The organism is Desulfuribacillus alkaliarsenatis (assembly GCF_001730225.1).
Classification (GTDB): domain Bacteria; phylum Bacillota; class Bacilli; order Desulfuribacillales; family Desulfuribacillaceae; genus Desulfuribacillus; species Desulfuribacillus alkaliarsenatis.
The window spans coordinates 115,448-140,142 of sequence record NZ_MIJE01000031.1 but is presented as its reverse complement, the minus strand read 5'-3'; the positions used below and the strand labels follow the sequence as shown (position 1 = coordinate 140,142).

Here is a 24,695-nt window from a genome sequence, read left to right as displayed (position 1 = left end):
GGAAAACACATGCTATAAATACTATATTGTCAAGGGTAATATTGATATAATTACAAGTATAGCAACAAAAAAATTTAAAGTAGGTGTTATCCATGAAAAGTATAAGATGGCAAGGAGTATTATATGTATTGCTAATTATATCTTTAATCTCAATAACATTTGGACAGCCTGCATTCTCAACAACAATATACAATCAAACTAAAGCAGAAGAATTACAAAAGCTAGGAATCCTTAGGGGTAGTGACCAAGGATTTGAATTGGAACGCTCGTTATCTCGAGTTGAAGGTTCAGTTATGTTAGTAAGATTATTAGGAGATGAACAATACGCACTGAATAGGAAATACGCTCACCCGTTCGTCGACGTGCCTGGTTGGGCTAATGATTATATCGGTTACCTTTACAAGAAGGGTCTGACAAGAGGGGTAAGTGCTGACCGATTTGCATCGTCGGATCTGATGACGGCGGCTCAATATGGGACTTTTGTTTTACGTGCATTAGGATACAGTGACAGTTTAGGAGATTTTCAATGGAATCTAGCAGTTGACAAATTAGTAGAGATCAACTCAATTCCTGGAATAGATGCCGAACGGGCTACTTCAAGAACGTTTTTACGGGATGATATGGTTTCTTTCTCCTATTATGCCTTAGATACTTTGCAAAAAGGCACGACTTTTACTTTAAAGGATAAGCTGATAGAAAAGGGTGCAATAGCCAAACAACGAGATGATGTTATAAATATTCAAGGAATAGCAATCGGGGACCCACTTAATGATTTAATAGCCTTAAGAGGAAATCCAAATCGCATTGATGCTAGTCAATATGATTTCGATTGGTATATTTATAATAATAACTATCAACAATATCTTCAGGCTGGGGTTAAGGATAACAGGATTGTTGCTCTTACAAGTAATGTTTTGCCATGGAGAGGACTAGGGTTAGACCATCAGTCCAATCGAGTAAAGGTGAGGTCTATTTTAGGGGAGCCTTTAGATGGTATTCTAATTGATAACACCAAATATGCGGAAACTGCTAACGACCGAGATGTATATTTGATTAGTGAGCAATATTATATCTATGTTTATTATGACCTGTTCGATAATGATAAAGTAGAAGCGATACTTTTACTAGACAAAAAAAGCAGAGAGACACTTTCAGGCATATATAGTTCTGGTAGTAGTGATTTGGCTAAAGCTTTTGAACTGCAAGTATTAGATTTGCTAAATGCTACAAGGGTTAAGCGGGGATTAACTACTATGACGTGGAGTAATCAAGCCGCAGATGTTGCAAGAAATCATAGTAGGGACATGATGCAAAGGGGTTATTTCGATCATACGAATCAATCTGGTGAGACCTTTGTAAATCGAATGCAAAATGCTGGTATTGCTTTCCATAGCGTAGCAGAAAATTTAGCTGCTGGTGGAGAAGATGCAATTCGGGCTCATGCGCAATGGATGAATTCTGCTGGTCACAGAGTGAATATGCTTTCTCAACAGACTTATTTAGGTGTAGGAGTGAGCTTTGGAGGAGAGTATAAAGTTTATTTCACACAGAACTTTTTTACACCATGATCATGGTGGCAGTTATCTAGCGATTAAGAAATGGAAGTATTAGTAGTTCCACCAAGACTAGAAGTAGGAGTACAGATGCGATGGTTCTGAGAGGAATACAAGTAATTAATGGACAATACAATATTGCAAAAGTTTTTACAAGCCAGCTTGACGAAGTTACTAAGGCGCAGGTTGAGGAGCTCTGTAATCAAGAATTCTTTGCTGAAAGTCAAATTAGCATTATGCCTGATTGTCATGCAGGCATGGGCTGCGTAATTGGTACGACCATGACTATCAAAGACAAAGTAGTACCAAATCTCGTCGGTGTGGATATTGGCTGCGGGTTACAGGTAATCAAACTAGCAGAGATATCGATAGATTTTGCAGCTCTTGATATATTCATTCGCAAGCAAATTCCTCATGGTTTTGCTATTAACCAGAAAGCTAAGGCAGACGAGTTAGTTTTGATTGAACGACTTCGTTGTTTTACGAGCTTTCCAAAGGCAGCGAAAGAATTTAACCGTGCTATCGGCAGTTTAGGTGGGGGTAATCATTTCATAGAAGTAAATGTCGACGAGCATAATAATAAATATCTAGTTATCCATAGTGGGAGTCGTAATCTCGGACACCAGATTGCAACCTATTATCAGAAGAAAGCGTTTGAATACCATAAGCAAATAGGTAATTCTCATGAAAGTTCAAAAACTAGTAAAATCCCTAAAGAGCTCTGCTACCTTGAAGGAGACCTGATGAAAGACTACCTGCATGATATGAGTATCGCTCAGCAGTACGCCTCAATCAATCGTGACACTATCGGTAGACGCATCGTGACGGAGTTTCTAAAGCTAGATTATGACCAGCTTACGAAGTTTGAAACCATCCACAATTATATCGATAGGGAGCATAACATCCTTCGCAAAGGAGCAATCTCCGCACAAGAGGGAGAGCAAGTTATTATCCCAATCAATATGCGAGATGGTAGCGTCATTGCCATAGGCAAAGGAAATCCTGATTGGAACTACTCAGCGCCCCATGGAGCTGGCAGAATAATGAGCAGAGCGGCAGCGAAACAAGCCATCAACTTTGAGGATTTCAAAAATAGCATGTCAGGAATCTGGTCGACATCAATTAAAACAAGCACAATCGACGAAGCACCGATGGTCTACAAACCTATGGAAGTTATTTTAGAAGACGCAAAAGATACTATTGAAATCTCGCACTTCATTAAGTCTATATATAACTTCAAATCTAGTTAAAATACAATTACAGCAATGTTTGGATTATGGAATTATTAGAACAATGGTTGCAAGCTAAAGTAATGTAACGCTGAATTCACGTCATCGATGTCGTGAATTTTTTTTTCGAGACAAAAACGGATTACTAAATCGAAGGTTTCATGCTCCGACAATGAATAACCAGCAGCACACAATAACTGCTCTGCTTGTTTAACATTCAAGGTTAGAGCGAAAGCTAACGCAATCACTGTATGCTTTTTAGGAAGGTAATCTGCTTTAGAGCGAATCTTAGAAAAGTGCCTTCGATCAATCTCTGCTTTTTTATATACCTCAGCATCCTTTAATTCCTTTTTATCAATGAGAGTAAATAGCACCTCCCGAAACGAAGGCTTTTGGTGATCCCTTATAAACCCCTCTAGTTCATAAGGTGCAATGCTTTCGGACAGACAATAATCAGCTTCAATGATGATAGGAGATTTATAGACGCAGATGCTTTTTTGCAAGCCTTTCTCAACATATTCCTGTAGTTCTTTAAGCAGCTTCTCAGTAAGCATGCGGACTCCCCCACCCTGTATAAATGTCGCCTGCCAGGCGACCACACACGTCTATATTCTTGCTACGATTATATCACAGCAGAAACACTACTGGAACAGCACGTTCGCGACAGAAATATAATGTAAACGCTGTGATAAACCAATTTAGGGGGATGGTACCAATGACCAACCAATCAAGTGAAGCAAGAAAGGTAATTGTGAACGACATGACTGAACTAATCTTTGTATTAGACAGAAGCGGCTCAATGGGTGGACTAGAGAATGTTACGATTAGTGGTTTTAATGAGCTAGTTCAACAACAAAGGTACTTGGGGGAAACGCTTGTAACCGCCGTTTTGTTTGACGATCAATATGAGATTCTATGGAACGGTATCCCTGCAGACGAAGCAAAGCTTACAAGGGGGCATTACTATGTGCGCGGAACGACAGCTCTACTAGATGCTGTAGGCAAAACAATCTTAGACGTAGGGCAACGTTTATCTCGTACCCCTGAACAGAATCGTCCAGCAAAAGTCATTGTCGTGATTACTACTGATGGTATGGAAAACGCTAGTCGCGAGTTCACCTACAAAAAAGTCAAAGAATTAATCAACCATCAGCAGGAGAAATATAGCTGGGAATTCATCTTTATGGGTGCAAACATTGACGCCGCTGCAGAAGCTACTAATCTCGGTATTCAAGAAGACAGTGCTTACGGCTTCCAAGCCTCTCATGAAGGAATAGAAGTCATGTACAACACAGTATGCGAAGCCTTGTCCGAAAAACGCAGAAGTTAGTTTTCTGTAGTAATCATCGAAATATTTATGGAAGCACGCATATAGAACAAGAGGAAAAAACCTGATATAATAGAAATGAGAGGGATAGAAGTAGCACCAGAAAGGAGAGAATTAATAATGACAATAGCAGAGAAATTAATTCAACAAGGAATGCAACAAGGTATTCTCGCTGGGAAAATAAAAACAGCTAAAAACTTACTCCAGATGGGTATCTCTGTCGAACAAGTAGTAAAGGCTACTGAGATCCCTGAAGAAGAAATATTAAAGATAGAAAAAGAGCTCCATAAGAAAAACTAACAAATTGGAAGCATAGAAGTTTATAAGCATCTACTTATTTAGCACCAGAGGATTAAGTAGATGCTTTTTGTATGGATATACAAGTTTTATTTGAAAGGTTATGAAAAAGAAATAGCGAATATATTAAAAGAGAGTAATAACATAATGAATTCACTTGCTGAGCAATGCTAAGCGCATTGATGAGAAGGAGAAACTCGGATGATTCAGAGAGAACGAATAATCAACAAAGTTGCTATAGACATTCAAAAACCAGCAACAGGCCCAATCATCTACTGGATGGAGCGGGACCAACGTGTAGAAGAGAACTGGGCTATCATATATGGACTGGAGCAAGCGCGCAAGCATCAAGTTCCATTAATCGTGAGCTGTATACTCGCATCTGCTAACTATGAGCAATTATCTACTAGACAACAGCAATTCATGCTAACAGGGCTAAAAGAACTAGAACAACAGCTATTCAATCTAAATATTCAGTTCATCCTACAAACTGGAGAACCAATAACATACATTCCAGAATTGATAAAGCAGACCCAGGCCTCCATGCTCATTACCGACTTCAATCCGCTTAGATACCGTCAACAGTGGAATGAAAAGCTCATTCAACTACTAGATGTTCCAATCATAGAAGTAGATGCACATAACGTAATACCTTGTTGGATTGCTTCAAACAAGCAAGAATATGGCGCATACACTATCAGGCCTAAGATTCACCGACTACTATCACTTTATCTAACAGATTTTCCTAAGCTGCAGCCAAATTCATACGGAGAAAGACTTCAATATCTTAATTCGGCTATGCAGGAACTAGATAACTTTATTAACAACAAATTGCAATATTACAATCAACGGCGTAACGCCCAACAGCAGATGCACAATCTAACCTATCACCATACTTGCACTTTGGACAACTATCAGCGCAGCGCGTCGCATGGAAAGTGCTGCATAGTGATGCCAGTGAAGATAATAAAGATGCATTCCTAGAAGAATTGATTGTGCGCAAAGAGTTATCAGAAACTACTGCTACTACAACAAAGATTACGACTCTTTCACAGGCTTCCATCCTTGGGCCCAAAAAACATTAAACGAACATAGGACAGATGAACGGGATTATATATACACACTAACAGAGTTCGAACAGGCAGAAACCCATGATACGCATTAGATGGTCGAGATCCAAACGGATATACAGGTATTGCGTGGAGTATTGGCGGAGTTCACGATCGAGCGTGGAAAGAACGACGCGTCTTTGGCAAGATTCGCTACATGAATGAATCAGGATGTAAGCGCAAATTTGATGTGAAGAAATATATAAAATGCAGGTCATATATGACATAAAGGAAGTGTTTCTTAATGGAATTTCGATACCGTCTGTATAAACAAAGGAGGTTTTTCAAGTGATATATGTATTTACAATAATGCTATCTGTATTTGCAGCCCTTATTATTATGAGCCAACCAAAATCACCGAATAAGAAATGACAAGAATGAAAATAACAACAAACTTCATTCAAACTCAACTCGTATTTCTCGTGCGTTGGTATATCAATCATAAGGGAATCGAAGCAAATCCTGGACAATGGTCAGATTTTTCCCGATGGGAAGAAATAGCTCTCGAAGCCGTAAAAGAACTATACAAAGATGAGCTTTCAGATAGCGACCAAACATATCGATTAACACTACAGCGGGCCATCGAAGACTATTTTGCCACTGAAGTAGCTCCAGTCCAATCTGACGAGCACAGTTTTGTAGAAAAACTAATAGTCACCTATAATGAGATGCTTACTCTAAAACCAACAGGTCAATAGGCAGCTAGGATATATTACGAATCCTATTCCAATTGGAAACAAGTAGAAACAAGCTCCATCCTTATGCTATCACCTAAGAAAATAAAAACCGAACAGCTCTTAGATCAGGACAAGCAACGCCTGGATAACTTTATCAAAATACTTGGCAGACGTAAGCACTTCGATCAGATTGAATACCATTTATATTCGCTAGCAAGTAAGCTATTTCCTGGGGAAGGAATCATAAGCTTTGTACCTGAAACTTTACTTTACTCATCAAAGACAGAGCCTCTGCGCAATTGGTTGCAAGATATTTGCGTTATTAGAGCCATTATTAACCTGCCACATCACGCACTACAGCCTCACACACAAACAAAGATCAGCATAATCATTCTAGAAAAGCAATACCTACCTGACTACCAGGAATCGGACATCTATATAGCAAAAGCAAACAAGCTATCGGACCTAGAAGACATTATAATAAACTTTTTTAGTCGATAACAATCATTGGCTGTAGAACCAAGTTATCATGTGGAATATTTCCTAATTATTTTCTCGAAAAAGAGGAGTATTTAACTATTGATAGAATTTTCAAGAAAAAGGATACTATGATTAGATATGAGGAAATCTTTGGCTTTGGGGAGGTAGGCAATGGGAGAATTATTTTTACACAGGTTACGTAGTAAGATTCGCTTCCGATCAATTCGTACTGCATTTATTGTGACTTTTATTGCCCCCTTTTTACTAGCGGGCTCATTTTTGACTATGATTGTTCTACAAGGAAGTCGGGAAGCAGTAGATGATGTTATAGTTGAATTACGAGAAACCATCTTTGATCTTGTTGATAATGAACTAACCTCTAAGCTTTCAGAAGCCAATCGCTTGAATAGGACCCATAGCCAATCTTGGTATCGTGGGCAATTGCTTTTGCATGAGCAGACTTCCCGTGAGCGCTATTTTGTTACAGCCTTAGAGAGCTTGCCCAATGCAGCTATGACGTTTATAGGCTTAGAAGACGGCCAATTTTATGGTGCGAGAAGAATGACCACTGGAGAAATAGAAGTTGTTAGGAACAACCAACAAACAGGACAAGCTTCCGAATACTATAGCATATCGGAACTAGGCGACGGCGAAGAATTGGTTGCACGTTTTGAGAATTTCGACCCGCGTGTCAGACCTTGGTATATGAAAGCAAAAGAATCAAAAGGCCCAGTATATAGTGACATATACAGCCATTTTGTATTTCAAGAGCCAACAATCACCGCAAGTATGCCCATATATAATAATGATGAACTAGTAGGAGTCTTTGGTGTTGATTTATTACTTACCTGGTTAGGGGAGACTTTACGTGAGCTACCGATTGGCACCAATGGATGTGTATTTATTGTTGATCAAAACGGAAAGGTTATAGCGACATCGACCGAGGATAGCATATTCCGTGTTGTAGATAACACCTCTGTGCTAATTAAGGCAGCAGAATCAAACAGTGAAATTATTCGACATATATGTCAATTGCCAGAGGAGTCTTTTGATGCTAGAAGCCCATATGTGAAAATATTAGATAATACATACCTGATTAACAAAGGTGAATTCCAAGAGTATGGACTCAATTGGGATATATATATAGCGTTAGCTGGGGACGATTTTCTCCAACAAATGAATTATACGGTGAGTCGTGTGCTATTACAGATTGCATTGTTTATTGGGGTTTTCATTGGATTTGCTTTTTGGTTCTCTAATCGGACAACCAAACCAATTATCGAACTGAATGAAGCTGCCAAAAAACTAGCGAATGGTGAATTCTCCAAAATTAAGGTAGACGAAGGCCTCGACGAAATTGCTGAATTAACCAAATCATTCAACCTCATGGGCATACAATTAACAGGATTAGTATCCCATCTAGAAAGTGAAGTTCAGAATCGAACAGCTGAGTTACAAAATGCACTAGAAGCTAAATCTGAATTCTTAGCTAACATGAGTCATGAAATTCGTTCGCCGATGAATGTTATTATTGGTATGTCAGAGCTCGTACTGGAATCAGACTTAAAATCAGAAAATCGGGAATATGTCACAATGGTTAACGAATCAGCAAAGATGTTACTTAGCGTAATCAATCAAATCTTAGACTACTCGAAGATGGAAGCGGGACGTCTGACGTTAAACAAAGCACCGTTTTCGCTGCAAGCAGCTATTGATCAGGTGGTTAAGATACATTCCTTTACGATTAGAGAATATAATATCGAGGTCATCACAATACATGATCAACAAATACCAGAGTGGCTCATAGGGGACAAAGCTCGCTTGCAGCAGGTACTAATTAACTTGATTGGCAACGCAATTAAGTTTACTGACCAGGGAAGCATTACCGTTTCTACTGAAATTTTGGAGCAAGATAATCAAAATGCTAGAATAAAAATTAGTGTTCAAGACACAGGCATTGGAATCCCTGCTAATAAAATAGACAACCTGTTCCAAAGCTTTAGTCAGGTGGATAGCTCCTTAGCGAGGAAATATGAAGGAACAGGTCTTGGACTAGCCATATCGCAAAAACTCATTAATATGATGGGTGGGCAGATTGAAGTCATAACTGAAGTAGGCCAGGGGAGTACCTTCTACTTTACGCTCGAATTTCAGAAGACAACTGCGCCAGAATCTGATTTAAATATCAAGTCTAGTCAAGGCACAGATGTTCAGAAGACTCAGGACCCAGATTTACAATATAATGAGCAGCCAGCATCAATCCTCTTAGTGGAAGACAAGAAAATGAATCAACGATTAGCGAAAGTCGTCTTAGAAAAAATGGGCTGGCAGGTGTCTATTGCAGAAAATGGGAAACAAGCACTTGATATGCTAGAGACAGAAAGCTTTGATCTTATTCTTATGGATATCCAAATGCCAGTAATGGATGGGATAGAGACAACGAAACGGATAAGAAGGCTTAGTACTTCAAAGCCAGAACTAGCTCTTATTCCAATCATCGCCATGACAGCTAACGTCATGGAAGGAGATAAAGAAAAATGCTTAGAGATTGGTATGAACGACTATATCTCCAAGCCATTTGTACGGGAACAAGTTTATCAAATAATAAAGAAAAACTTGCCACCAAGGTAATTAGAGACGACCTTGAGGCTTATATAAAAAATCCCCAGAAGGGGATTTTTTTATTTGCTTTCACTATGTTCAACGAGAAGCGCTTCGGCTTTACGCATAGCTAATTCGCTTTTCAGAGAATTGGCATTGTCTTTGTTTTCAAGTAATGCTTGAATTTCCTCAGGTTGTTTATTATATGTTTTAGCAATCACGAGCACTTCATTGTTTATCTCGTCTTCTGTAACTTCTATATTTTCTACACTTGCTATCTCTTGCAATACAAGATGAGATTCAAGTCGATTCTGAGCTTCGTCTCTAAATTGTGTCTCAAAACTTTCTAAGGTCTGATTCGTTTGTTCAAGATAGCCCTCAAGTGTAGTGCCATGAGCTTTTGCTTGGTTTTCGAAGTCGCGAACCATTCTTTTAACTTCTGCATCAATCATCTGTTCATCGAGTTCGAAAGTAGCATTATTCACTGCTTGTTTAACGAGTTGTTCTCGCTTGTACTTATTCGCAGTAGCTTCTTTTCTTGCCAATAATACTTTTCTAACGTCTTCTTTTAATTCAGCTATTGTGTTGAAATCACTAATAGTTTTTGCGAATTCATCATCGAGTTCAGCAATCTGTTTGCGTGTAATTTCATTCACTCTCACCTTGAAAGTAACAGGTGCACCAGCTAAGTCCTCAGCATGATAGTTTTCTGGAAAAACAACCTCAATATCCTTCTCTTCGTTCAGCTTCATTCCTATAACCTGTTCCTCAAAACCAGGAATAAAACTCCCAGAACCAATCTCTAATGAATAGTTTTCAGAAGATCCGCCAGCAAATGCGACCCCGTCTTTAAAGCCTTCAAAGTCTATTTTAACAATATCGCCTGTTAGGACTTCTCCATCTTCAACCACTTCAGTCTTTGCATTACCTTGTCTATATCTTAATAACTCTTTCTCAATTTCAGCGTCTGTTACTGTTAATGCCTTATCTTTTGTTGTCTCTAGACCTTTATATTTTCCAAGTTTAATTTCAGGCTTAATAAATACCTCAGCAGAAAAACGTAAAGGCTGATCCTTAGCAGCTTCAATAATGAATATGTCTGCTTTCGATATTGGAGTAATACCAGTTTCTTGCACTGCAGCTTCATATACTTCAGGTATAATATGATTAAGTGCTTCATTGAGCAATGCGTCTTCTCCGATCCCTTTGGTGAGGGCGAAGTCTAAACCTTTATTGACTAGCTCTGCACTAGCCTCAATCTCCAACTTCACTCTGTTTGGTCCTATTTTTTCTAACTTAACACCCATTGAATTATGTCCCCCTAATAATTTGCACACAACTTCAGTATGTACTTATTTTGAACCTTTAAATCTTCACCATTATAACATACATGGGGGTTAGTACTACACCTCACTATCGTTAATTGTAACATCAACATTTAATACTTCGCGTAAAAAATCAACAGGCACATGCGTCCGATTATTGACAATCAATGGTGCGGTATCAAGATGTACGAGCATTTTCTGTTTGCCATAGCTTTTACTGTCGATTGTTAGTGTACCAGTCTGAGCACCGCGAAACAGACTTACACTAAGGCTTTCTTGCTTCCATTCCACATCAAATCCAAAGCTCTCAGCAATCGAGCGCACTGGCACCATTAAGACACCATCGTCATTTTTAAACATAGTTTCGCCAGTTAAAGGATGAACTTCCTGCCCGTTAATTGAAAACACTCCAGCTTTAGTGGATATAATAATTGAGTCTGTGAGAACTTCCTGTGCTTCGGACTTATCTGGCAACAGCATAACTTTATTTGCAGGAACCATAGCAGGATGACTCAAAGCCATAATCTCTGACCATACAAGAATCCTACTGTCATTAACGATATCAGAGATATGTACGAATTGGCGGGTTTTATAAGGTATAATAGGAGTCTCGTCTTCGATATGAATGTTGTAATTGCCAGCTGCATCAATGACAAAAGCATTGCCTTTGTCATCAATAGTCACTTCTTTTGCTTCAATGAAACGAGCAGGCGACTTCTTATCTAGGTTTGTTAACACAACAAAGGTATTTGATTGCGGTGGCAGACTGCGCGTCATTGCTGATGAACCATAGATATATATTATGTCACCTTCAGATATTTCCCTTGGATTAGCAGGAATTCCTTGTTCATTGTCGACAAAGATTGTATCCTCAAATACTTTGAACAGAATTTCACTTTCATAGTTACCTAGCTCTTTTACTAGTAAGCTAATAATTTGTTCGCCATCAATATTAATAGCTAGCGCCTCAGCTTTAGTCTCGTAAATATGAGATATTGATATTTGTTGCTGTTCTGTATTTTCAGTGCTTGGTTGTGAGATTGGCAACGCTATTTGAGTAAGTGTAGCCCCTGCATATAGTGGCGAGCTTACTGCCAACATTGCAGTTAAGGTCGCTGTGATAAATGTTTTCTTTTTCATAATTTAAAACCTCCGTAAGTTATGTATTGATAGTATGTATGTTGCTATCAATGCTATATACGGATTTTACCTGGGGAATGTTTCAAAAATCAAAAAATCACAGCAAAACAGAGAGCATTGAATAGCAAGATTAACCACCTAGTAGGATTTATGGAATTTGTGGCGAATATACATAAAGAAAGACATATTTGGAGGTAAAAACCATGGCGACCATCAACTAAGCCAAGAAGAGCCAGAAAAGTTAAGAGGGAACTTGGTTTAATCTCATAGAAATCCAGGTGAATAGGAGAGTAGCATGGTCAATACAACAGATATGATGACAAAATATTTCCGTAGCGCTGTAGCTGCACAAGCGAACATAGGAATCGACTTTAAAATTGATGATTTTTATCAGACTAATATGGAATCATTAATAGAAGGGGAAATAGATTCTCCTATATGCGCTACTATTTTTCAAGATATAAACAAAAAAGAAGAAGCTAACGGAAAAAAAGTCCCTAATGAAAAATCACACCTAAACATTATACTTTGTGCCAAAACTATAAAAACAATCTTTGAGGCTAATGAAAAAGCAAAGGATGAAATAGAAGAACTTACTGGCATATATTTTATTCCTGCTATTTTGAATCATGATGGGAAATTATCATGTAATGTGAGTGACAAAAAGCTACCATGGTTTCCGAGAGAGTATTTAGAACCAATGATTGAACCTAAATTAGCAATAGGTAAAGCAGAGAGTGTAGATTCGTTTATGAGTAATCATGTAGCTGAAATCAGCAAAATTAATTCATGGAAAAGCTATATCGTGTTTACAAAAAAATTATATGAATTTGTTGCTGAATCAGCTTTTGAGAATAATGAAGTGCGCAGTCTAGATACTCAGGAATCAAATCTTGAACTCGATAAAAACGTATATATCTTCATTGATAAGTCGATAAATTCAACATACCATATCATGAAATTGTACAATCATATATCCAACAATCACAGTGAAAAAAAGCTTTATGAAAAGTTTATGTTAACCAAGTTAGAAGAAACAGTACCACTAATTAACGATGATATAGAAGCTATGAAATTGCATGTTGGTCAAATGGGTGGGGAATATCCTTTGTCGTGCTCACAGAGAGAAGCCATAAACCATTTTAACATCATGGAAGAAGGCGAAATACTAGCAATTAATGGCCCACCAGGGACAGGGAAAACGACGTTACTACAATCAATAGTTGCCGATATGTTCGTAAAAAGAGCTATAAATAAAGATAAACCGCCAATAATAGTCGCTACATCAACGAATAATCAGGCAGTTACGAACATAATAGATTCTTTTGGAAAGATAGATAATACTGGAATGTTTAATCTGGAAAACAGATGGATTACTAACGTGGACAGTTTTGCAACCTATTTCCCCTCTGTATCCCAAGCGAAGAAGGGAATAAATAATAATTACCAATTTACCAATCAGAAAGGTGAATATTTCGTAGAAAATGTAGATAATGAGGGGAATCTAACAAACTCAAAAGTTAATCTAATAAAGGAATGCAGTGAGTATTTTGATAGTGATTTCAATGATGTTTATGCATGTCAAAATAGGCTCCATGAAGAACTGGTTACACTTGATAATTGTAAAAAGTCATTACTATATATCGTTCAAGAAGCCGATAGATTTCAGTTAAATGGACAACCAATTGATAAATATATAATACAATTAGAAGAAAAGACAGAAGCACTAAGAGCTGAAATATCTAGTTATCGACAACGAGTTGATGAATGGAAAAAATGTTACTATAAGATTCCCTTTATCTATAGAATCTTAAAATTCATAAGAATGTTTTCTAAGAAAATAGAATTGGAATTTCGTCTTCATATTAATGAACAAGAGCAAGATTATATTACGGAAAATATGGACTTCGAACAAATTTTAGAGCGTTATAGCCAGTTGATAACTGCTAAATTGAAAAAACTATCTTTAACAAAAGAGAAAAGAGATAGGCTTATTAGTGTTAAAGACAAATACGATAGAGAAATAGAAACTTTAAATAGACATAAGGTAATAGTACATGCGAATGATGTGAATAAATATAAGCTGGACTTAAATACAATAAATCATTTGCTCGATACTAGTATAAGATATACGGAGTTTTGGCTTGCGGTTCACTATTTTGAATGCAGATGGGTTAACGGTGAATATGCTTTAACAGAAAAGCAAAAAGGCAAGAATTATGAGAATGTGCTGCAACAGTTTTACACAAGACTATCTATGATAACTCCTTGTCTAGTCATGACGTTTTTCGTACTGCCAAGTCAATTTCAAGCTTATGGAGACCAAAAGAGTTTCTATATGTATAATTTTATCGACCTGTTGATCGTAGATGAAGCGGGCCAAGTATCTCCAGAAATTGCAGCATGTTCCTTTTCATTGGCTAAGAAAGCAGTGGTTGTTGGTGATATAAACCAGATTGAACCAGTATGGAGCGTCAATCGAGCATTAGATAAAGCGCTAGCTATATCAAATCGCGTTATTCAAAAAGAAAGTGAATTCGAACTTCTTGATGTGACGGGACTAAATAGCTCCAGTTCCAGTGTTATGCAGGTCGCAGCATCATCGTGCAAATACGAAAAATACGGAGAAAAAGGACTTTTTTTAAGTGAACATCGTCGTTGCTATGATGAGATAATAGCGTATTGTAATCAGTTGGTATATAAAGGAAGACTAGAACCTAAAAGAGGCTCGGGGAGACAAGATGAAAAAGCGGCTATTAAAGCGCTACCTCAAATGGGCTTTAGACAAATAGATTCCAAACAATCAAGTAAAAAAGGTAGTAGTAGATACAATCGAGAGGAAGCAAAAGAAATTGCAATTTGGTTAATGGAGAATTTTGAAGCTTTGAAAACAGCGTATAATGAAAATGATTTAAAAAACCTAGTAGGAATTATTACTCCGTTTAAAGCCCAAGTTCATTGTCTACAAGCCGAGGTTAAAAATCATTTAGCAAAGCATGCAAAACATATCGAAATTGGAACTGTCCATACTTTCCAAGGTGGGGAAAAGAAAATCATAATTATGTCAACTGTATACGGGGAGTTGGACGGGTGTTTTTTCATCGATAACAATAAAAGTCTAATGAATGTCGCCGTTTCACGTGCCAAAGACCATTTCTGGATATTTGGTGATACTGAGTGTTTGAAAGATAATAAAAGTAGCGCAAGTGGGCTGTTGAAATATTATATTAAGGGTAATGAATTAAAAGATTGATAGAGTGGTAAATAGCTAAATACTTGATAAGTTTGGTTAGAATCTGAAATAAATTCCTCAAGTGATAATAAACCTACAGATTTACATTTGTAGGTAAAAAAATCTTTTTATAGAAAAAGCATCAAACTTATCCACTAGTTAGGGTTTATATTATTATCAAAATCCAGAGGATGCTGTGTTTAAGGCTTTGGGTGTGGAATAGTTGCACATATTGTAAATTACATTTAAGTAAATATTAGTTTTTAATCTTACTGGGTATTAAGGAGGTAATTTCAGTGTACAATTACCATAATCTAAATGATGTTGAATTTGAGGAATTGTGTAAAGACATAATGGAAAAGAAATTACATACCCAGTTAAGAATATTTGCCCCAGGGCGTGATGGGGGTATTGATTTAACAGATAATTGCGTAACACATAATATAATTGTCCAAGTGAAGCATTATATCAATAGTAAATATTCGGACTTAAGAAACACATTGAAAAAAGAAATAGAAAAAGTGAAAAAGCTTAACCCCAAACACTATTACCTATGCTGCGGTATAAACCTAACGAGTCCCAATGTGCGCGAAATATTTCATATGTTTTCTGATTATATGGACTCGGATAGAAATATCATAACATTAAAAGAAATTGATGAATTCTTATCGAAACCAGAAAATAATGAAATTGTTAGAAAGCATTATAAACTTTGGCTATATGCTTCAAACATTTTATCAGAAATATATAATCAGAACATATTTATAGACTGTGAAGTTTTATTTAGTGATATTAACGAAGAAAGTAATTTTTTTGTTCAGACTACTGCATATGATGAATGCTTGGACTGTTTAGAAAAAAATCGAATAATAATGATGATAGGCGCCCCAGGTGTAGGGAAGACAATAACATCTAAAATGCTAGTTCTGTATTTTGCTACTCAAGGATATAGAATACGATATACAACGAATGGCAGTATTTCGGATTTGAAAAAATCACTGTCAGCAGCTGCTGAGTGTAAAGAAGTAGTATTATTGGATGATTGTTTTGGCCAACATTACTTCAATATGAAAGACTCGCAGGAAACGGAATTATTATATCTTGCTAAATATATTAAAATCAATCCCAACAAAATACTAATACTTAACTCTCGTATAACGATATATAATGAAGCTAAAGAGCGATCTGACGAGTTGAAGATGTTTATAAAAGGGGAAAAGGTTAAAGTCCATACGATTGATATGGATCTTATTAGTGATCTTGAAAAAGCAAAAATATTCTACAATCATTTAATCTATAACAAAATTCCTAATAGCTATTACGAAGAAATAAAGCAGGAAAAAAGGTATTTAGATGTCGTTAAACATCAAAATTATACTCCTCGGATTATTGAATATATAACAACCCAATACAGAGAAATACCACCAGATCAATATTATAGTTTTATAAAAGATAGTCTAGATAATCCTAATAGCATCTGGAAAAATGAATATTATAGTAGATTAGAAGCTATTGATAGAGTTTTCATGACTACACTTTATTCAATAACAGATACACATATAGATTATGATGTAATTAAACAGTGCTTCAATAATAGATTAAGTCAAATGAATGGCATAGATCATACCCTTAATAATTTTGAAATAGTTCTAAATCGTCTCAACGGTTCTATGTTACAAATCACGGATAAAAATGGGATTAGACAGATAGGAGTTATAAATCCATCTGTTAATGACTTTTTACGGTCGATTTTTTTTAGTAATGATTTAGAACTGGATTCGGTTAGACAGTCTATTGTTTATCATGAGCAATTAACCCGATGCTATTCAAATGAGGGATATATACAAGTACTAAGAGGATATTTAACTACAGGCACAATAGTAAATATGTCTTTTTTGACCCAAGAACTAAAAAGCCATTTTATAGTATCTAATGTTTGTTTTTATGAAATTGAAAATGAAATATATATAGACTTGATTGAGGATTATCTAAGAAATGGTATTAATGAGTCGTTAGAAAAGTTGTATTCTAAAAGTGATATAGTAGAGGCATTATGCTCTGACCCACTATGTTCATTTTATGATATCTCTAATCTCATATGTGATTTAGGACTAGTGAAAAGTATATTAGTAGATATGGAATTAGAAAATCAAGTTGCTACTATAAGGTCGATTTACGAACTGATATTACAAACATGGGATTTTGATAGTGTGTTTATGAGTAAGTTTGTAAAACTATGTTCTGATATTCTAATAACAGCTATTAATGAATACGGAGAGAATTGTGATATCCCATCATACTGTGATAGTTTTGAAATAGGGCAACTTGCACAGGAGTTTAAAGAAGACAATGAGCATGAATATGGATATGATTATGCACAAATTAAAGAGGATATAGCAAGCTCTTTAGAGCAAATGATAGAGGCAGAAATTTTAGAAGAAATATATGAATTTATTAGTGATTTACCTGAATCTCTTCTGAAAAATATAGATTTGGATTCTATTAAATTTGATATAAATTCACTTGAAGTTGATAGTGTTGTTGAGTCGTTTTTTGAACCGTCAATAGATGAGCATGATGGATATCGGGAATCAAGTGGAGAAAGTAGTATTAGTGCCATAGAAGCAATCTTTGAAAGGATTTAACTATTTAAGATGAGGTGCACTTTTTGTGCATTCTTTTTTTACTCTCAAGAAGGGATTTTTACATTGATAGCCAATAATAACAATAATATTTAGCCGAACGTGTTTTCCCTGACAAATAGTCGTCATAAAGCACTTGTATAATATACATATCATGCGAGAATGGAGGATTTGTATGCAATTAGACCATTTAGGAAGTGTATAGCAATATTAAAGAGTTGCTTATTTGTTAGCGAATGGCATTCAGAAGATGGAAGCGGATAGGATTGCTAGAACGGATAATGGTATTCCCCAGGAAATATTTAAAACGTTAGACATGCTAGTTCGGTATGGGTATGAGCGAGGTATTCAAACACCAACGATGTATTTGCTAATCTAAAATTGAGCAATGGATAAGGGAAGAAGGTCGGCAAGAAGGCAGAGAAGAAGTACACAAGAAATTAATAGCGAATATGGCAACTGAAGGTATTTGCATATGATCGAAAATATTATTAGCATTATTGTATTCGGTGCTATCATAGCATTTATGGTTTTCTGCTTGCCATGAAGAAGACGATAAAGTGCTAGTTAGCACAATTATATTGTATTTTCTAACTTAACCCTTAACAGAAAAACCTCCTGAAACAAACCTGATTTTTTCTGCACTCGCTCACGGGCAATTATAGATAAGTTATTGCTTATATTGATGATAAAATTCTTAGTGTCATACCGACAGCCGTGGACAGAAATATCACGTTGACGCGTATAATCTATAGCGTCTGCCAATCTTAGAATAGCAGCCAATTGTCTAACAATTTGTTGATTGCTAGGTGAAATATTTTCTATGGGATGATGGAGTTTCTTGCGATGCCCGCCAGCTATTAGTGCAAGCATAGTTCTCTTTGGCTCAGGAATGTTATCAAAGTAGGAATCAGTTAAAATGAGATTCATAGTATGTAGGTCATGTTTCTTTTCGCTGATAGAATGTCCTATATCATGGTAATAAGCGCTTTCTTTTAGTAGTTCGCGCTTCTGTTGCAACTGCTGCTCTCCATTAATACCATCTCTGAAAACAGGGTGGGAAGACAAACTATCAAACATAACTAAAGCGTAATTACATACACGTTGCTCGTGACTATCAGGCAGTTTATATATATCAAACATTTAGCTTCATCTCCTTAGGATGATTATATCACTAAGAAATGACTAGTTACTAATTATGAAGATTGAGGAGAAAGATTATGCTAGAAAAAGGAATGTTTCAATACATTAGATCGGTAGAGTTAAAGAAGATAGATGAAAGTATAAGTAATGAATACCCGTTTTCATTAAAGGCTGTAAAAGAACTACCTAGACTTGATTTTCACCCTAATGTAACTTTTTTATTAGGTGAAAATGGTAGTGGTAAATCTACACTTCTTGAAGCAATAGCAATAAATTACGGATTTAATCCTGAAGGCGGGAGTAAGAATTTTAACTTTACTACAAATGACACGCATTCAAAGTTATCTAATTATCTTCGCTTAGCTAAAGGTATGGTATTAGCGAAAGATGGATACTTTCTTAGAGCTGAAAGTTTTTACAATTTAGCTACAAATATTGATGATATAGGTGTAACAGGGCACTACGGAGGAGCATCTCTTCATCAGCAATCTCACGGAGAGTCTTTTATGGCATTATTATTGAATCGATTTCACGGGAATGGACTATATATATTGGATGAGCCAGAAGCTGCTTTATCGCCAACTAGGCAGATGGCACTTGTTGCAAGAATTCATGAGTTAGTGAAGAACGACTCACAGTTTATAATAGCAACCCACTCACCAATAGTAATATCTTATCCCCATGCAACAATTTATAATGTTGAGGATGGTTATGCTACAATAAGCTATGAAGAGACTGAACATCACCAAGTAATGAAGAGCTTCATGAATAACACTAAAGGTATGTTGGACAATTTACTCTCAGACTGATTCATAATCAGTTTAACGGATATCAGCAGCTTTTAGAAAAAATCACTGATGGACTATAATTGACATCTAATTAAAGGAAATCTGGGTTAGACCGTGGTATAATTTGCTAAAATATAGACAAGGAGTTGTATAAAATGGTTGGTGTAGAGATTGATATGATTGTATCAGATAGCCTAAAAGCATTAGAACAATACGAAAAAATCTTTGATATTGAGCGTATTGAAGTTACTGATTTTTCAAAAGGCGAGAATGAAGTTGTTTTTTCTTTATATGGCGTAAAATTTCATATGCTAGATGAAAATCATCAGCTTGAGATGATAGCCCCTAAGCCTGATGATCCAAAGACAATATGGTTTAATATCATGGTACCAGACATTGCAGAAACTTATGCTAATGCCATAGAAGCTGGTTGTACAGAAGTACAGCCGGTGACAGAAATAACTGATTTTGGCGTATCTAATGCAATGTTCAGCGATTCCTTCGGGTATATTTGGATGCTGCATCAAGTACACAGAGAAGTAAGCTTTGAAGAACGGACAAAGCTTTGGGAAGAAAGAAAAAAATCTGGATAATTTAATTCTGCGGTATAATCCGAAGATTACCAACAGCAAAGTTACAATTTAGATTGTAGCCAATTCGTGATATCAGCATATACACGCCCACGATGGCGTTCGTTAATCAACTCATGACGCATATCATCATATAGTTTCATCTTAAGATCACGCAAATAAGGCTGATACATGTGGTACAACTTCTCTACCATAAAACCGTAACCACCTACAGGATCATCTTTTCCAGCTAGTATAAACATTGGTAAGGACTTAGGTATAGTTTGCAGGCGGTTAGGGTCATACAGTCTTGTAAGTCCTTCGAAGAAATACGCATAGAACCCAGTCGTAAATGTAGTTCCACAAAATGGGTCTTCCTCATAACGTTTTACCTGACTTTTGTCAGTTGTGAGCCAGTCAAATCGAGATGTAGGATTTTCAATCTTGCGATTATACCCAGCAAAGCTCAACGTGTCGAGTAATCGGCTCTTTTTTTTGTCGCCAAATAAGCGCATCTCTAGCTTAGCTAGTAGCATGCCAGCTTGAACGTCGAGTCCATTTCGGGCTGCAGAGCCACAAAGCATAACCCCTGCTAATTGATGTACATGTCGTAATAAAAATTCCTGAGCAACAAAGGAGCCAAAACTATGAGCAAATAAGAAAACTGGGAAACGATATGTTTGTTTTGCCCAGTATAAAACATCATACACATCATCAACAATTTTATTGAATCCATCTCTACCTATATATCCAAGCTGCTCTACACTACCTGCGGTTTGTCCGTGACCTCGATGGTCGTAAGCAACTACCATATATTTGTGATGGTTCAAGTAGTTAGCGAAATTTTCATAACGTGTTGAGTGTTCAGCCATACCGTGAAGAATAAGAATGATAGCCCGAGGCTGTTCGACATCGTCCCAGATATTCATATGTAGTTTTTGTCCGTCCCTAACAGTTAATTGCATCTTTTTACTTCGCAAATTGACCGCTCCTAATAGAATTTAATCGATAATACGATTATAATAGCATTAAATTCTATTATAGAAAAACAATATGTAGGTGATGTCGAATGGAACGAACAAATATACAAATTGGATCAAAAGTAAAAGTCGTCCAAAAACAAGATCAAAGAACGGGAAAATTAACTGAAGGTGTTGTTATGAAGATTCTCACGAAATCAGCTAACCATCCACATGGTATTAAAGTAATGCTAGAGAGCGGAGTAGTCGGCAGAGTTAAGGAAGTACTGTAACCTAGGAGGAAGGAGCACGCTATAATGAATATTCAGATTTACGGAGCAACGAAATGTTTTGACACAAAGAAAGCGGAGCGTTATTTTAAAGAACGAAAAATCAAGTATCAATTGATAGATGTATATAGATATAGGCTTAGTAAAGGTGAATTTGAAAGTGTGAAAAATGCTGTAGGTTTGAATAACCTAATTAACGATAAGGCAAAAGAGTACAAGCAATTAAATCTGCAACATATTCGTGGCAGTAGTGTTCGGGAGGAACTTCTATTTAAGAATCCAAAGATTTATAAAACACCGATTGTCCGTAATGGTAAAAAAGCAACGGTGGGTTATGAGCCAGATGTTTGGAAAAGTTGGGAATAAAATGATACAAATAGCACAATCAAGAATTATATAGCAGGATATGGGAAAACAATGTCGAAATGTCTCATATATGTTTACGTAGTAATATGTAAGGCTCTATTGGAGGTCTACTTGTGAGACAGGTAATTTTAAATGACGATCAAAAACGCATTATAAACATTAAACCTCAGGGCTTAATGATTATTAAAGGTGTAGCGGGAAGCGGCAAAACGACAGTTGCTGTTGAACGATTTGCTAGACTACTACTGGACTTCATGATGTTTGAGGAACGTGCTGTTATCCTTGGATATACAAATTCCTTAACGAAATATATGAATCATTTGTTAGAAGAAAAAGAAATTATTGGCGTTGAGCGTTTTGAGCCCAAGGTCATATTTGACGTGTTCAAAGAGTTTTTTCAGCGTGAAAAGATACATAACCGAATCACGAATGAAAATCGAAAAGAATTAGTAAAACCGATTTACATTGATTATAAAGAAAAGCACAAGGACTCTATTATTTTTCAGCAAGATATTGACTTTGTCATAGAAGAGTTCGATTTTATCCAGTCTAATATATGTCATTCGGTTCCTGGAGATATTAACGAAGAGTTAAAGCAGGAATTGGAAGAGTATTTATCGATTACCCGTAGCGGATCTAAAGTTAGGAATTTACAGGAACAATCAAGAAGAATCATCTGGGAGATGTATATTGACTATTTGCGTTTACTAAAACAACGGGGGATTGTTGATTATCCGTTATATTATAAAAAAGCACTAAAGCTACAATTGGCTAGTATGCAAAAAGGTACATACCAACCGGAATTTAAACACATGATTATCGATGAGGCACAGGATTTGTCCAAAGTGCAAATGAATTTTCTAGTGAATATGTGGGATCAGGAAAGTGAAGGCAGCAATTTAATTATCATTTGTGATGTTGCTCAGAGGATTTACAAGAACCAATATCGCTGGAAGGAAGTTGGACTAGAGGCAGTAGGACACTCCTATATTTTAAGAAAGAATTATCGTAATACGGTAGAAATTGCGCAAGCAGCAGCGGAAGTATTACGTCAAGATGTTGAAATAACGAAGGAAGAGGATTTCATCAATCCTGAATTTTCATTGCGTCACGGTGCAAAGCCTGTAATGAACCACTTCAATCATTGGCATATGGGTGAGCATAAACATGATTATAGCTATGAAGAAAGGAACTATATTGCAAAGAAGATCAGATATCTACTAGAGGAGCAAAACTATCATCCAGCAGATATTGTTGTCGTAAGTTTGCGTAATGATTCTTTACGATTAATAGAAAGAACACTAGCAGAATGGGGTATAGACGCTCAGATTATCAGTGGCAATAGAAACCTACTATGTCGTAATAGTGTATCCCTTTCTACTATGCATTCGATTAAAGGACTTGAATTTCCAGTCGTGTTTATTGCAGAGGTTAACGAACGTTTAGTAGGAAGAAGTCCATTGGATAGAGAAGAATTTATAGAAGACAATCGAACAAAGCTAAAGCTTTTATATACAAGCATGACCAGGGCGAAGGAGCTTTTATTCATATCTTCCCATAGCAATAATCCGTCACCGTTTCTAAGTCATGAGAAAATCGATTATTCTTTGTTCTCGATAGCTGAAGGTGTAAAATGTCGTCCATTCTGGGATAATGCGTATTATAAGGATGAGCACGAGAAAGTCCGCCAATGGCTAATTACAGAACTCGTCCATACTTATGGATATTCATTAGAAGATATTAGCCAGGAGGTTGAGGTATCTTTTGGTACGCGCAAAGGAATAGCAGATATAATCGTCTATCATCGGATAGGAAATCAACGGCTACCATTCATAGTAGCAGAGGTCAAAAGCAGGGGCATTACAGAAGGTGAAAGCCAGTTATATAGCTATCTAAGTGCACTTGCATCAGTGATGTACGGGATTCGCACAAACGGCAATGAAATAGAGTTTGTAAAGAAATCAATAGATAATGGACAGGTTATTACAAAGCAGGTAGCAGATCTTCCAGAGTACTCAGAAATCAGTCAAGACTGCTTGATGATTCCCACTGTAACCAACAGCAAGCTAAAAGTCATATACGGAAGTAAGTACGAGCGCAATCAAGCAATGTATGCCGTACCTGTGATCAATTATGTATCAGCAGGTCAGTGCGTGTATAGCCAGGAAAGGGATTTTGATTCAGTTTATATTCCAGAAGAGTTTGCTAAAAGTGATCGTATCGCAGCCGCCTATGTAAAAGGTGATAGCATGCTTGATTTAGGAATTGAGGATGGCGACGTGGTTCTCGTCAAGAAACAAAACTATGCAGAAAATGGGGAAGTAGGGGTATTTGTCTTACCTTATGATGAAGGTTACGGCACTGTTTGCAAGAAGATTCGTTACGATAACGGTTTTGCTCGACTAATATCCTTAAATGAAGCAAAAAGCTATGAAGACATAATAGTCAAAGATTTTCAATATATCGGTAAAGTTGTAGCCATCTATAAAGCCGAGGAAAAGCTCGGCAAATCTTGGGGAGGCATAAGCCCTTTTGGTGTATCTGTAGGCAAATAAATCTTTCAGTAGAATTAGCGTGCGATAGAATTAACGTGCGATATTCTCGGTAGGCTAATTCGCAGAACGGGGGACAAGATGGAACATATAAAGAACATAGAGCAATTAGATACAATTATATCTACTAAAACAAACATACTCTTATATGTTGCGGAATCTAAATGTAGCACTTCACGTGCCTTAGACGAAAAACTAGCAATCTTAGAAACAAGATTCCCAATGTGGACTGCTGTCCGCGTCGAATTAACTGAATTGCCAAGCCTAGCCAGTAAATTCATGGTGTTAGCGGCACCTACACTGTTGTTACTGGTTAATAGTAAAGAAGTCTATCGAGGTAATCGCTATCTAAGGATGGGTGACATAGAGGACCAACTAACGAAATGGCAACAGGCCTCTGAGCTAAAGTTGGATGA

General features: G+C 36.7%; 21 protein-coding genes. 16 read left to right on the top strand and 5 right to left on the bottom strand.

Going from position 1 to position 24,695, the window contains the following annotated elements; all coding sequences use genetic code 11:
- Nucleotides 1-92 precede the first annotated feature (92 nt).
- Together BHF68_RS10390 and BHF68_RS10385 are read left to right on the top strand one after the other, a co-directional pair.
- Nucleotides 93-1,568 carry a CAP domain-containing protein gene (locus BHF68_RS10390; protein WP_069643581.1) on the top strand — a complete coding sequence of 492 codons (1,476 nt, stop codon included), beginning with the start codon at nucleotides 93-95 and terminating at the stop codon, nucleotides 1,566-1,568.
- A gap of 95 nt (nucleotides 1,569-1,663) precedes the next feature.
- Nucleotides 1,664-2,803 (top strand): RtcB family protein, encoded by a 1,140-nt coding sequence (locus BHF68_RS10385; protein WP_141706274.1) that lies wholly within the window; start codon nucleotides 1,664-1,666, stop codon nucleotides 2,801-2,803.
- A 35-nt stretch (nucleotides 2,804-2,838) separates the two neighbouring features.
- On the opposite strand, the gene BHF68_RS10380 is transcribed toward BHF68_RS10385, so the two are convergent.
- Nucleotides 2,839-3,336, bottom strand: coding sequence for a hypothetical protein (locus tag BHF68_RS10380; RefSeq protein WP_069643579.1), 498 nt, complete (start codon nucleotides 3,334-3,336; stop codon nucleotides 2,839-2,841).
- Between the two features lie 161 nt (nucleotides 3,337-3,497).
- Here BHF68_RS10380 and BHF68_RS10375 point away from each other — a divergent pair, with 161 nt between their 5' ends.
- From BHF68_RS10375 to BHF68_RS10350, 6 genes are all read left to right on the top strand, one after another.
- Nucleotides 3,498-4,112, top strand: coding sequence for a vWA domain-containing protein (locus BHF68_RS10375; protein ID WP_069643578.1), 615 nt, complete (start codon nucleotides 3,498-3,500; stop codon nucleotides 4,110-4,112).
- A 117-nt stretch (nucleotides 4,113-4,229) separates the two neighbouring features.
- Nucleotides 4,230-4,409, top strand: coding sequence for a hypothetical protein (locus tag BHF68_RS10370; protein WP_069643577.1), 180 nt, complete (start codon nucleotides 4,230-4,232; stop codon nucleotides 4,407-4,409).
- A gap of 198 nt (nucleotides 4,410-4,607) precedes the next feature.
- Nucleotides 4,608-5,390 carry a deoxyribodipyrimidine photo-lyase gene (locus BHF68_RS10365; RefSeq protein WP_218070353.1) on the top strand — a complete coding sequence of 261 codons (783 nt, stop codon included), beginning with the start codon at nucleotides 4,608-4,610 and terminating at the stop codon, nucleotides 5,388-5,390.
- A gap of 502 nt (nucleotides 5,391-5,892) precedes the next feature.
- Entirely contained in the window at nucleotides 5,893-6,213 is a 321-nt protein-coding gene (locus BHF68_RS10360; protein WP_069643576.1) for a hypothetical protein, read from the top strand.
- A 63-nt stretch (nucleotides 6,214-6,276) separates the two neighbouring features.
- Nucleotides 6,277-6,693, top strand: coding sequence for a class I SAM-dependent methyltransferase (locus BHF68_RS10355; protein WP_069643575.1), 417 nt, complete (start codon nucleotides 6,277-6,279; stop codon nucleotides 6,691-6,693).
- 150 nt (nucleotides 6,694-6,843) lie between these two features.
- Nucleotides 6,844-9,303: an ATP-binding protein gene (locus tag BHF68_RS10350; RefSeq protein WP_069643574.1), complete on the top strand. Its 2,460-nt coding sequence runs from the start codon at nucleotides 6,844-6,846 to the stop codon at nucleotides 9,301-9,303.
- Nucleotides 9,304-9,353: 50 nt separating this feature from the next.
- Here BHF68_RS10350 and tig read toward each other — a convergent pair whose 3' ends face one another.
- Nucleotides 9,354-10,580: a trigger factor gene (tig, locus tag BHF68_RS10345; protein WP_069643573.1), complete on the bottom strand. Its 1,227-nt coding sequence runs from the start codon at nucleotides 10,578-10,580 to the stop codon at nucleotides 9,354-9,356.
- Nucleotides 10,581-10,676: 96 nt separating this feature from the next.
- Nucleotides 10,677-11,738, bottom strand: a complete 1,062-nt coding sequence (locus BHF68_RS10340) for a copper amine oxidase N-terminal domain-containing protein (RefSeq protein ID WP_069643572.1) — start codon at nucleotides 11,736-11,738, stop codon at nucleotides 10,677-10,679.
- 295 nt (nucleotides 11,739-12,033) lie between these two features.
- Between BHF68_RS10340 and BHF68_RS10335 the strand changes: the two genes are divergently transcribed.
- The 3 genes from BHF68_RS10335 (at nucleotide 12,034) to BHF68_RS15385 (ending at nucleotide 17,991) form a co-directional block, all read left to right on the top strand.
- On the top strand, nucleotides 12,034-14,991 hold the full coding sequence (locus tag BHF68_RS10335; RefSeq protein WP_069643571.1) for an AAA domain-containing protein: 2,958 nt from the start codon (nucleotides 12,034-12,036) through the stop codon (nucleotides 14,989-14,991).
- Nucleotides 14,992-15,266: 275 nt separating this feature from the next.
- Nucleotides 15,267-17,615: an nSTAND3 domain-containing NTPase gene (locus tag BHF68_RS10330; RefSeq protein WP_069643570.1), complete on the top strand. Its 2,349-nt coding sequence runs from the start codon at nucleotides 15,267-15,269 to the stop codon at nucleotides 17,613-17,615.
- A 223-nt stretch (nucleotides 17,616-17,838) separates the two neighbouring features.
- A complete protein-coding gene (locus BHF68_RS15385; protein WP_176719924.1) occupies nucleotides 17,839-17,991 on the top strand; it encodes a hypothetical protein in 153 nt (50 codons plus the stop codon).
- A 197-nt stretch (nucleotides 17,992-18,188) separates the two neighbouring features.
- On the opposite strand, the gene BHF68_RS10325 is transcribed toward BHF68_RS15385, so the two are convergent.
- The gene (locus BHF68_RS10325) at nucleotides 18,189-18,755 is read right to left on the bottom strand and encodes an HD domain-containing protein (protein ID WP_069643569.1); all 567 of its coding nucleotides are present in this window, start codon (nucleotides 18,753-18,755) and stop codon (nucleotides 18,189-18,191) included.
- A 77-nt stretch (nucleotides 18,756-18,832) separates the two neighbouring features.
- Between BHF68_RS10325 and BHF68_RS10320 the strand changes: the two genes are divergently transcribed.
- Together BHF68_RS10320 and BHF68_RS10315 are read left to right on the top strand one after the other, a co-directional pair.
- The gene (locus BHF68_RS10320; protein ID WP_069643568.1) at nucleotides 18,833-19,564 is read left to right on the top strand and encodes an AAA family ATPase; all 732 of its coding nucleotides are present in this window, start codon (nucleotides 18,833-18,835) and stop codon (nucleotides 19,562-19,564) included.
- A 134-nt stretch (nucleotides 19,565-19,698) separates the two neighbouring features.
- The gene (locus tag BHF68_RS10315; protein WP_069643567.1) at nucleotides 19,699-20,136 is read left to right on the top strand and encodes a VOC family protein; all 438 of its coding nucleotides are present in this window, start codon (nucleotides 19,699-19,701) and stop codon (nucleotides 20,134-20,136) included.
- Between the two features lie 41 nt (nucleotides 20,137-20,177).
- Here the strand turns inward: BHF68_RS10315 and BHF68_RS10310 are convergent, their stop codons facing one another.
- Nucleotides 20,178-21,092: an alpha/beta fold hydrolase gene (locus BHF68_RS10310; RefSeq protein ID WP_218070352.1), complete on the bottom strand. Its 915-nt coding sequence runs from the start codon at nucleotides 21,090-21,092 to the stop codon at nucleotides 20,178-20,180.
- Between the two features lie 89 nt (nucleotides 21,093-21,181).
- On the opposite strand from BHF68_RS10310, the gene BHF68_RS10305 reads away from it, so the two are divergent.
- The 3 genes from BHF68_RS10305 to BHF68_RS10295 all read left to right on the top strand — a co-directional run bounded on the left by BHF68_RS10305 (nucleotide 21,182) and on the right by BHF68_RS10295 (nucleotide 24,282).
- On the top strand, nucleotides 21,182-21,364 hold the full coding sequence (locus BHF68_RS10305; RefSeq protein WP_069643566.1) for a YwbE family protein: 183 nt from the start codon (nucleotides 21,182-21,184) through the stop codon (nucleotides 21,362-21,364).
- 24 nt (nucleotides 21,365-21,388) lie between these two features.
- Complete coding sequence (locus BHF68_RS10300) at nucleotides 21,389-21,727, top strand: arsenate reductase family protein (protein WP_069643565.1); 339 nt, start codon at nucleotides 21,389-21,391, stop codon at nucleotides 21,725-21,727.
- Nucleotides 21,728-21,840: 113 nt separating this feature from the next.
- The gene (locus tag BHF68_RS10295) at nucleotides 21,841-24,282 is read left to right on the top strand and encodes a UvrD-helicase domain-containing protein (protein WP_069643564.1); all 2,442 of its coding nucleotides are present in this window, start codon (nucleotides 21,841-21,843) and stop codon (nucleotides 24,280-24,282) included.
- The last annotated feature ends 413 nt before the right edge of the window (nucleotides 24,283-24,695 follow it).

Coding starts and splice junctions, on each gene's coding strand:
- BHF68_RS10340 (WP_069643572.1), bottom strand. CDS start 11,738: ATGAAAAAGAAAACATTTATCACAGCGACCTTAACTGCAATGTTGGCA.
- BHF68_RS10380 (WP_069643579.1), bottom strand. CDS start 3,336: ATGCTTACTGAGAAGCTGCTTAAAGAACTACAGGAATATGTTGAGAAA.
- BHF68_RS10305 (WP_069643566.1), top strand. CDS start 21,182: ATGGAACGAACAAATATACAAATTGGATCAAAAGTAAAAGTCGTCCAA.
- BHF68_RS10360 (WP_069643576.1), top strand. CDS start 5,893: ATGAAAATAACAACAAACTTCATTCAAACTCAACTCGTATTTCTCGTG.
- BHF68_RS10355 (WP_069643575.1), top strand. CDS start 6,277: ATGCTATCACCTAAGAAAATAAAAACCGAACAGCTCTTAGATCAGGAC.
- BHF68_RS10315 (WP_069643567.1), top strand. CDS start 19,699: ATGGTTGGTGTAGAGATTGATATGATTGTATCAGATAGCCTAAAAGCA.
- tig (WP_069643573.1), bottom strand. CDS start 10,580: ATGGGTGTTAAGTTAGAAAAAATAGGACCAAACAGAGTGAAGTTGGAG.
- BHF68_RS10320 (WP_069643568.1), top strand. CDS start 18,833: ATGCTAGAAAAAGGAATGTTTCAATACATTAGATCGGTAGAGTTAAAG.
- BHF68_RS10325 (WP_069643569.1), bottom strand. CDS start 18,755: ATGTTTGATATATATAAACTGCCTGATAGTCACGAGCAACGTGTATGT.
- BHF68_RS10300 (WP_069643565.1), top strand. CDS start 21,389: ATGAATATTCAGATTTACGGAGCAACGAAATGTTTTGACACAAAGAAA.
- BHF68_RS10370 (WP_069643577.1), top strand. CDS start 4,230: ATGACAATAGCAGAGAAATTAATTCAACAAGGAATGCAACAAGGTATT.
- BHF68_RS10390 (WP_069643581.1), top strand. CDS start 93: ATGAAAAGTATAAGATGGCAAGGAGTATTATATGTATTGCTAATTATA.
- BHF68_RS10375 (WP_069643578.1), top strand. CDS start 3,498: ATGACCAACCAATCAAGTGAAGCAAGAAAGGTAATTGTGAACGACATG.
- BHF68_RS10335 (WP_069643571.1), top strand. CDS start 12,034: ATGGTCAATACAACAGATATGATGACAAAATATTTCCGTAGCGCTGTA.
- BHF68_RS10350 (WP_069643574.1), top strand. CDS start 6,844: ATGGGAGAATTATTTTTACACAGGTTACGTAGTAAGATTCGCTTCCGA.
- BHF68_RS10365 (WP_218070353.1), top strand. CDS start 4,608: ATGATTCAGAGAGAACGAATAATCAACAAAGTTGCTATAGACATTCAA.